The 8,724-nt window shown below is 59.2% G+C and carries 9 protein-coding genes; all 9 read right to left on the bottom strand.

Annotated features, from left to right (window positions below):
* Window positions 1–192 precede the first annotated feature (192 nt).
* The 9 genes from BQ17_RS14935 to BQ17_RS14895 all read right to left on the bottom strand — a co-directional run bounded on the left by BQ17_RS14935 (window position 193) and on the right by BQ17_RS14895 (window position 7,963).
* Window positions 193–525: a helix-turn-helix domain-containing protein gene (locus BQ17_RS14935; protein WP_089728381.1), complete on the bottom strand. Its 333-nt coding sequence runs from the start codon at window positions 523–525 to the stop codon at window positions 193–195.
* The gene (locus tag BQ17_RS14930) at window positions 518–865 is read right to left on the bottom strand and encodes a type II toxin-antitoxin system RelE/ParE family toxin (RefSeq protein ID WP_089728379.1); all 348 of its coding nucleotides are present in this window, start codon (window positions 863–865) and stop codon (window positions 518–520) included. Before BQ17_RS14930 ends, BQ17_RS14935 begins: the two co-directional genes overlap by 8 nt.
* A 156-nt stretch (window positions 866–1,021) precedes the next feature.
* Entirely contained in the window at window positions 1,022–1,828 is an 807-nt protein-coding gene (locus BQ17_RS14925) for a phosphate signaling complex PhoU family protein (protein ID WP_176722451.1), read from the bottom strand.
* A gap of 282 nt (window positions 1,829–2,110) precedes the next feature.
* Window positions 2,111–2,974 carry a phosphate ABC transporter ATP-binding protein PstB gene (gene pstB / locus BQ17_RS14920; RefSeq protein ID WP_089728376.1) on the bottom strand — a complete coding sequence of 288 codons (864 nt, stop codon included), beginning with the start codon at window positions 2,972–2,974 and terminating at the stop codon, window positions 2,111–2,113.
* Between the two features lie 474 nt (window positions 2,975–3,448).
* The gene (gene pstA / locus BQ17_RS14915) at window positions 3,449–4,753 is read right to left on the bottom strand and encodes a phosphate ABC transporter permease PstA (protein WP_089728373.1); all 1,305 of its coding nucleotides are present in this window, start codon (window positions 4,751–4,753) and stop codon (window positions 3,449–3,451) included.
* Window positions 4,746–6,137 (bottom strand): phosphate ABC transporter permease subunit PstC, encoded by a 1,392-nt coding sequence (pstC, locus tag BQ17_RS14910; RefSeq protein WP_089728371.1) that lies wholly within the window; start codon window positions 6,135–6,137, stop codon window positions 4,746–4,748. The genes pstA and pstC overlap by 8 nt, the downstream gene beginning before the upstream one ends.
* Window positions 6,138–6,156: 19 nt before the next feature.
* Window positions 6,157–6,423, bottom strand: coding sequence for a DUF2442 domain-containing protein (locus BQ17_RS14905; RefSeq protein WP_089728369.1), 267 nt, complete (start codon window positions 6,421–6,423; stop codon window positions 6,157–6,159).
* Complete coding sequence (locus BQ17_RS14900) at window positions 6,383–6,556, bottom strand: DUF4160 domain-containing protein (RefSeq protein WP_256091620.1); 174 nt, start codon at window positions 6,554–6,556, stop codon at window positions 6,383–6,385. The genes BQ17_RS14905 and BQ17_RS14900 overlap by 41 nt, the downstream gene beginning before the upstream one ends.
* A gap of 354 nt (window positions 6,557–6,910) precedes the next feature.
* Entirely contained in the window at window positions 6,911–7,963 is a 1,053-nt protein-coding gene (locus tag BQ17_RS14895) for a PstS family phosphate ABC transporter substrate-binding protein (protein ID WP_089728365.1), read from the bottom strand.
* Window positions 7,964–8,724: the final 761 nt, after the last annotated feature.

The raw sequence follows: 8,724 nt of genomic DNA, 5'->3' as shown, positions 1-8,724 counted from the left end.
TGTAACATGACCAACGGCACTGGCCGCTATACCCCCTCTCCCTCCGGGAGAGGGTTGGGGAGAGGGGATCAAAAAGACGAATCTCTTTACGTTAACACTTGTGAATTTACCACTACCAGATTTTAATTCACGGGGAAAAAGAGGAAAGGAGCCAGGTTCAATTTCTGAGAACTCTCCTGCCTCGGAATCGGCCTATGCCCTAGTCGATTCCAGGGTATTGCCCTCGAGTCTATAATCCCTCAACGCGCGTTGAACTGCTTCCGGCTCCTTTTGCAGCACGAGGAGAAAATGCTTGGAAACCCCGCGTGGAACGCTCCGGCCCTGTTCCCACTCCTGCAGGGTTCGAACGCTGAAACCGAACGCCTGTGCGAACTGCGTTTGACTCATGTGAAACTGCTCGCGGATGTACCGAACGTTGATCTCTCCCGGGATGTGGATACGGTAATCCTTAGGTTCCGCCTGTCCTTCAGCGAAGGCGAGGGCTTGCTCGGCACTTTCGATCAGACGTTTCCCAGCTTCACTCATCCTGTTTGCTCCGGTAAGTTTCGGCTAACCGTTGCAGCACACCCCTCAGGGTATTCTTCTCATTCTGGCTGAGATCAATCTTCTCCCCTTTGGCATAGATATCCAAAAGAAAAACAGGAATGTCTTCACCGCTGAAAAAGGTAATGATTCTGTATCCACCGCTTTTTCCTTTGCCTCTCGCAGCGAACCGCAGTTTTCGCGCTCCACCAGTGCCGGGCACAGGATCTCCAGCCCTCGGATGGTTTGCGATGAGCAACCTGATTTCGTCGAGCTCTGCCTCACTCACCCCAGCCTGTGCTGTTCGACGAATGAAGACAGGCGTTTCAACCAGGGTATGCATGCATAATTCTTCAGACAAGATACGTGAATAACGTAGAACAATCAAGTCATCGGTTGATTGTACGGACTTGTTTATTCTCCTTGTCCTTCTCGTCGTTCGCCATGACCGAAACCTCGAGATCGGTTTGATGGACGCTTGCTTTGCCCATCCTATGCGCTACGCTTTGCGCTCACGCAGGGCGTCGATCAGGACTTCTTTGTTCTGATAGCGCACGTCCTTGCCTTTGGCAATGAAGATCACCTGCTCGGCGATGTTGCCGGCGTGGTCTCCGATATTGGCAAGGGCGCGCAGGACGAAGACGACGTCCAACACCTGGCCCACCAACTGGGTGTCTTCGAACACGAAGGTCATGGCATGGCGTATCGCCGCGTCGAATCCGTCATCCAGCTCGGAACCGTCTTCCAGCATCTCGTGTGAGTCTGCCGTTGCGCTACCCGATTGGTGTCCGGCCAGGTCGCCCAGCTGGGAGCCGTCTTCGAACACATCAAGGGCCAAATCCACATCGACCTTGGCAAGGGCATCGAGACTGCGTTCCAGCAAGCGACGGGTGACCTGGTCGAGGCTATGGATATGATGGAGTATCTTCTTCGACGCCGGTCGCCGGCTCGTCCGTCCCATGAGTCGGATCGCGCACCAGGCGATCTGTGCGGCCTTGTCCCCCGCCCGTTCCAGATCGCCGGCGACCTTGGACAGGGCGAGGATAAACCGCAGATCGATGGCAGCCGGCTGGCGCTTAGCGATGAGGTCGAAGATGGCCTCGTCGATATCGAGCTCGCAAGCATCGATCTTGCGCTCGTTATCGACGACCTCACGGGCCAGGCCGATGTCCCCCTCGCCCAGGGCGCTGACGGATTTGCGTACCTGCTCCAGCACCTGCGCCCCCATTTCCAGCACCAGCTTGCGGGCGTTGCTAAGCTCCTTGTCATATTTGCGAACCGTGTGGCCCTTGGTAACTTCGGTCATGCCGCACTCCATTCGGAATCGGAAACAATTGCGCGGAATTATCCGAGCTTGGCGGGTTTGGTTCCCGTGTCTACGGAATGGTGGACACAGGCCTGATTCTCTCCGCGGCGCGGAGCAACCAGGTTCCCACGCAGCGCGTGGGAACGAGAAAAATGCCCAACCGCGAATCATGTGATAGCGCGAATCATATGATAGGGAGTGGGCGATTAACTTCTCTGACGCAATATGTTGGAACAGGAGGGGCTAACCGTCTACCCGCTTGATCTGAAAAACGCGAGCGATTCATCCGAATCTGCCGGTGATATAGTCCTCGGTGAGCTTGTGGTTGGGACTGGTGAAGATTTGGTTGGTCTCGCCGACCTCCACCAGATCGCCGAGATGGAAGTAGGCGGTACGCTGGGACACCCGGGCCGCCTGCTGCATGGAGTGGGTCACGATGGCGATGCTGTAGTTTTCCCGCAGCTCGTCGATCAGCTCCTCGATCTTGGCCGTGGCGATGGGGTCGAGGGCCGAGCAGGGCTCGTCCATCAGGATCACTTCGGGAGAAACGGAGATGGTGCGGGCAATACACAGGCGCTGCTGTTGGCCCCCGGAGAGGCCGGTTCCGGGTTGATCCAGCCGGTCCTTGACCTCATCCCAGAGCCCCGCCTTGCGCAAGCTCGACGCCACCAGCTCGTCCAGCTCGGCCTTGTTGTTGGTGAGGCCGTGGATGCGTGGCCCGTAGGCGATGTTCTCGTAGATGGATTTGGGGAAGGGATTGGGCTTCTGAAACACCATGCCGACCTGCGCCCGCAGGGGCACCACGTCCAGCTTCTTATCGTAGATCTCGATGCCGTCCAGCTTGATGGTGCCGGTGACGCGGCAGCCGGGGATCTCATCGTTCATCCGGTTGAGGCAGCGCAGAAAGGTGGACTTGCCGCAGCCGGAGGGGCCGATCATGGACACCACCTCGCGCTTTCCGACGTCCAGGCTCACATGCTTGATGGCGCGCTTTTCTCCGTAATAGACATCGACGCCCCGGCACTGCATGCGGGCATCCTTGACGGTATAGTCGCCGACCGTGCCCCCGAACACGCCCTCCTGCTCCAGGTCGGAAGCGGTCATAGCGACGGCATCCTCAGTGGCTACTTCAACAGTCGTGCTCATTGTTCATACCTCGATTCAATCCAACGTCGGGCTAGTACAGATGCTCGGCTAGTACAGATGCTCTCAATGATCGGTAACATTGAACCCGCAAGACTCGGATCAATCCGTGACCGGAAGATTCAGCCGCAAAGCAACGCAAATGGATCAAGAACCAGCGATGATAACGAATCGATTGCGGTCGATTTGCGTTGATTCGCGTTCATTTGCGGCAGAAAGATGATTCCCATGTTATCGGTACTTCGGTGCTGCTGTACTAGCCCGCGTAGGGCGGATAAGCTTGCGCCATCCGCCGTATGCCAGCCACCTCCATCGCCCTGGCCTGATCCGACCTACGGGCTTATCCAACCAGTTGGACACGCCCAGCGTCCAAAGATGCGGTTCGCGCCTCCTCGTGGTGCCATCCTGTAAGACCTACCGCGCTCACCGCATCCTACGGGCTCATACCTCGGTTCAATCCGGCGTCGGGCCAGTGGCCTACCAGCGCCGTTCGAATTTCTGCCGCAGTAATACCGCGACCAGGTTCATGGTGATCAGAAAAGCCAGCAAGACCATGATGGCCGCCGAGGTCCGCTCCACGAAGCCGCGCTCGGGGCTGTCCGCCCACAAGTAGATCTGAACCGGCAGCACCGTCGCCGGATCCGTCACTCCGCCCGGGATGTCGACGATGAAGGCGATCATGCCGATCATCAGCAAGGGTGCGGTCTCGCCCAGGGCCTGCGCCATGCCGATGATGGTCCCGGTCAGCATGCCGGGCATGGCCAAGGGCAGGACGTGATGGAACCGGGTCTGCAGGGGCGAGGCGCCGACACCCAGGGCGGCCTCACGGATCGACGGCGGCACCGACTTGAGGGCCGCGCGGCCGGCGATGATGATGGTGGGCAGGGTCATCAGGGTCAGCACCAGGGCGCCCACCAGGGGGGTGGAGCGCGGCACGCCGAAGAAGTTGATGAAAACGGCCAGGCCCAGCAGGCCGAACACGATGGAGGGCACGGCGGCCAGGTTGTTGATGTTGACCTCGATGAGATCGGTCCAGCGATTCTTGGGCGCGAATTCTTCCAGGTAGAGGGCCGCACCCACGGCGATGGGAAACGAGAACAGCAAGGTCAACGCCAGGGTGTACAAGGAACCCATCAGGGCCCCGGCGATGCCGGCCAGCTCGGGCTCGCGGGAGGTCCCCGCGGTGAAGAAGAGGGTGTTGAATTGCTTCTCCAACCGACCGTCCGCGACCAGGGTATCCACCCAGCCCAGGGTTCGGTCCTTCACCCGCCGCTCGGATTCAGGCACCGCGCGGTCGATATGCCCCTTAGCCAGCATGTCGATGTCATCGTCGGCGAGTAGCCAGACCTCCGACTCGGTGCCGATCAGTCCGGGATCGGCTAAGACCCGCTCCCGCAGCTGCTGCGGGGCACCGGGGCTCAGCAGCTGATAGAGTGCCCGTTTGTCCCGACGGCCTGAGACCTCCGGGAAGCGCGCGGTGAGCGCAGTGCGTATCAGCTTCCGGTAATCGGCCTGTGAGAGGGTGTCCGGCGCGCGTGATCCGGTGGGGTCGATGAGCGCCGGATCGAACCGGATGGGGAGCCGGATGTAGGTCTGCTGGAAGGCCGTATAGCCCTTGCCGACGATGTCGACGAATAGGATGGCCACGAACAGCAGGCCGAGCACTACCGCCCCTACCCCTAAGAAACGGAAACGCCTCTCCGCGGCGCGACGCCGTTGGAGGCCGGCGTTGACGAGGTCGATGGTGCGCTTGGGCGGTGCCTCGGGTACTTGCTTATTCATATTGTTCCCGATATTTGCGCACGATATGCAGGGCGATCAGGTTCAGGATCAGGGTGACGACGAAGAGCGTCAGGCCCAGGGCGAAGGCGGCCAGGGTCTTGGGGCTGTCGAATTCCTGATCCCCGGTCAGCAGGGTGACGATCTGGACCGTCACCGTGGTCACGGCCTCCAAGGGGTTCCAGGTCAGGTTGGCCGACAGGCCGGCGGCCATGACCACAATCATGGTCTCGCCGATGGCGCGTGACACCGCCAGCAGCACGCCGCCGACGATGCCGGGCAGGGCCGCGGGAAAGATGACCTTTTTGATCGTCTCGGAGCGGGTCGCGCCCAAGGCATAGGAACCGTCGCGCATGGCCTGGGGGACGGCGTTGATCACGTCATCCGAGAGGGAGGACACGAAGGGAATGATCATGATCCCCATGACCAGGCCTGCGGCCAGGGCGCTTTCGGAGGCAACCGCGAGCCCCAGGGAGGCCCCCAGATCACGGATGAAGGGGGCTACCGTGAGCGCGGCGAAGAAGCCGTAGACTACGGTCGGGATACCGGCCAGGACCTCCAGTACCGGCTTGGTGATGGTCCGTATCTTGGCCGGCGCATACTCGGACAGATAGATGGCGGCCATGAGGCCGATGGGCACCGCGATCAGCATGGCGATCAGGGAGACCAGCAGGGTCCCCGTGAACAGGGGAATCGCCCCGAAGGCGCCCGACGCTCCCACCTGGTCCGCCCGCAGCGCGATCTGGGGACTCCATTCGGTACCGGAGAGAAACTCCGTCACCGAGACCTTCTGGAAGAACCGGATCGACTCGAAGATCACCGACAACAGGATGCCGAGGGTGGTCAGGATGGCAATCGAGGAGAAGACCACCAGGATCACCATCAGCGTCGACTCCACCCCGTTGCGGGCCCGCAGCTCCGGGTGGGTCCGCTTCCAGGCGAGCGCGAGTCCGCCTAAGGCCACGGCCAGGACCAGGGACCACATGGCGATATCGGCTAGGCCCTGCAGGTGGGCGTACTTGTCCGCGGCGGCCTGCAGCGCGGGCGTCACCTCGCCCGAGACGATGTTCCCGGTCGCCAGGTTCTCGATGTCATTAAGCAGCAGACCCTTCTGCCCCGTGGAAAGACCTGCCGTCATTTCCGCCGGCAGCTCCGCCTCCACCAGGCCGGTCACGATGACATCCTGGAACCCGACCCAGAAGCCGAGCAGCAGCAGCGCCGGCAGACCTGTCCACAGGGCGGCGTAGAAGCCGTAGTAACCCGGCAGCGAGTGCAGGGTCTTGATCCGATCCACGCCCCCGGCGACAGACACGGCCCGCTGGTAACCGAACCGATAGGCCAGCGCCATGACGCCGAGGAGTACGAGCAGCAGGACAGGGGATTGCATGGGACAGCTTCGTTACTGATTATGTAATTTTTGCGCTCAATGGAAAACGTTCCGGATGCTCGATTATTTCCTGAGATAAATCGACGTCGATGTCGGGCCAGTAATAGTGCCCTGGAGCATGTTCTTCTACGTTGATGATCGAGCTTATTGTTTGTTCTCTGAACCAGGGGAAGTCGTCATATGAAATAAAGAACTCTCTATTATGAGCGAAAAGCCATAATCCGTACGCGGATACGTTCGTAACCTCAACACTTGAAGTATGTTTTCCATGCGCTAACGAGTTCATCGTGATGAGCCTCTATATATATCTCGATTTGCTTCAAGTTCTTTCTTGAGAATCGACAATTTTTTGCAAGTTCAATTTCCGGTTCAAGCCAAAACTTTGCTTCGCCACTACCTGACGCCACATGGACGTGCATACGCTCTTCCTCTTTCGAGAAAAAGAAAAACCTGAATCCGTTCTCTCGGAATACCGTTGGACTCATGCGCTATCGTTCACCTATTCATTTTTTGTTCTTCGCCTCTTGGGCTGGTCTGACATAGTTGGGACATCTATCGGGACCGTTGGATAACCCCATCTTTAGGAATTTTTCAAACTGGCATCCGGTTAGGTGCCTTACCACTCGAAAATTTACCACTGGCCGTTCCCGAACAGCCACACCGCAGAGAGGATAATTTTTGCGCCGTAACTGCTCGCTTCAAAAAACAAAACCGGCGACCCATTGGACCACCGGTGGTTCTTTACGGTCTAACCCCGAACCCAAACCCCAGAGTTATTTCTTCTCAGGCTTGCGCATCGGCTCCATGGCCCGGGCGGATTTGGCCACCTTGTCACGCTCCTTTTTGGGCAGCGGGATCAGGCCCTTGTCAGTGAGGTAGCCCTCGTCTCCCCAGGCCTTCTCGCTGGTGAACTCCTTCACGTACTCCTCGATGCCCGGAATGGTACCCACGTGGGCCTTTTTGACATAGAAGTACAGGGAGCGGGAGATCGGATAATCGCCGGAAGAGATGGTCTCGAAGGTCGGTTTGACACCCTTGATCTTGGAGCCCTTGATCTTGTCGATGTTCTGATCCAGGAAGCTGAAGCCGAAGATACCCAGCGCCGTCGGATTGGCCTTGAGCTTCTGGACGATCAGGTTGTCGTTCTCACCCGCTTCGACGTAACGACCGTCCTCACGCACGCCGTGGCAGATCGCCTTGTACTTCTTTTTGTCCTTCTTCTTCATGGCTTTGATGAAGTCGAACTGCTTGCAGCCGGCTTCCATCGCCAGCTCCACAAAGGCATCGCGCGTACCCGAGGTCGGCGGCGGACCCAGGACCTCGATCTTGGCATCCGGCAGTTTGGAGTTGACCTCCTTCCAGGTCTGGTAAGGGTTGGCTACCAGCTTATCGCCACCTTTCGGGTCCGGCACGTCCTTGGCCAACCCTAAGAAGATGTCCTTGGGTGTCAGGTCGAATTTAACGGCCTCCTTGGCATTGGCGATGGCGATGCCGTCAAAACCAATCTTGACCTCGACGATCTCCTTGACTCCCTTCTTCTTACAGGTATCGAACTCGGAGCCCTTGATGCGGCGCGAGGCGTTGGTGATGTCGGGATGCTTGACGCCGACCCCCTCGCAGAACAGCTTGAGGCCGCCACCGGAGCCGGTGGACTCGATCTTCGGGGTCTTGAACTTGGTTGTGCGACCGAAGTTTTCGGCGACCGTGGTCGCAAAGGGAAACACGGTCGAGGAACCAACGATGTTAACGGTGTCGCGGGCCAGGGCCTGGGTGGCGAAAGGGGCCGCGACGGCCATAACGGCGGTGGCAATCAGCGTCTTCTTCATAAAAACCTCACACTTGGTGTATGGATGCGAACCCGTATTGCTACGGCCTAGGGTTGGGATTCTATAGCAACCTCATTACCATTTCGTGAATCCCCCGCTTGTTTCCACCCCCGGCGCGACCCTAGTATCCCGTTCCGCCTTATTTTGCATTCTCTTAAGCCCCCAAATGCGCCCAGGCAAGGCACAGCGTGCAGGGAATAGCTCACGCTCTTGCCAAGCGCTGTAACGCCGCCTTGGCGTGTTTGGAGGGCTCCCTTCGGGCGCGGCGAGAAGTGACCAGCTGCGTTGTTGCGCGAGCTTGAAAGAGGACCAGCTATTCCTGCGCTCGCGCGCCTCGCATCTGGCCGCTTCTCGCCTCGCTGAGAACGCAAAATAAGGCGGAACGGGGTACTAGGGTGTGGTGAGCGCAGCGAACCGCAGTGGTCAGCGGAAACCTTGGCGTGCGGCGGCAGCCTCACCCCGGTACCGACTGGAATCCGCAGTGCCCGACATGACCGCAGGGTCGGCCATGGAGTGCCCGACCGCCGCCGCTTTGGATTTGGCGACCTATAAGGCATTGCGGCCAGAGGAAAGCGCCCTCGCGGCGGCGCGTGTGGAACCCGATGCTCAGGTTTCCGGCAAACGCTGCTGGTATCCCCCGTCGCTGAGATTCGATGTGGCTGCGCCGCTTAAGCCGGCGCACTCCAAAGCAGTCCGGAATCCAAAAGGGCCAAACAGAAAGCGAGGCCGAAACCCCGCTTTTCTTCGTCCAGGAGGAAACG

This window comes from Candidatus Thiosymbion oneisti, from assembly GCF_900092655.1.
Taxonomy (GTDB): Bacteria; Pseudomonadota; Gammaproteobacteria; order Chromatiales; family Chromatiaceae; genus Thiosymbion; species Thiosymbion oneisti.
This window is presented reverse-complemented; position numbering and strand designations above follow the sequence as displayed.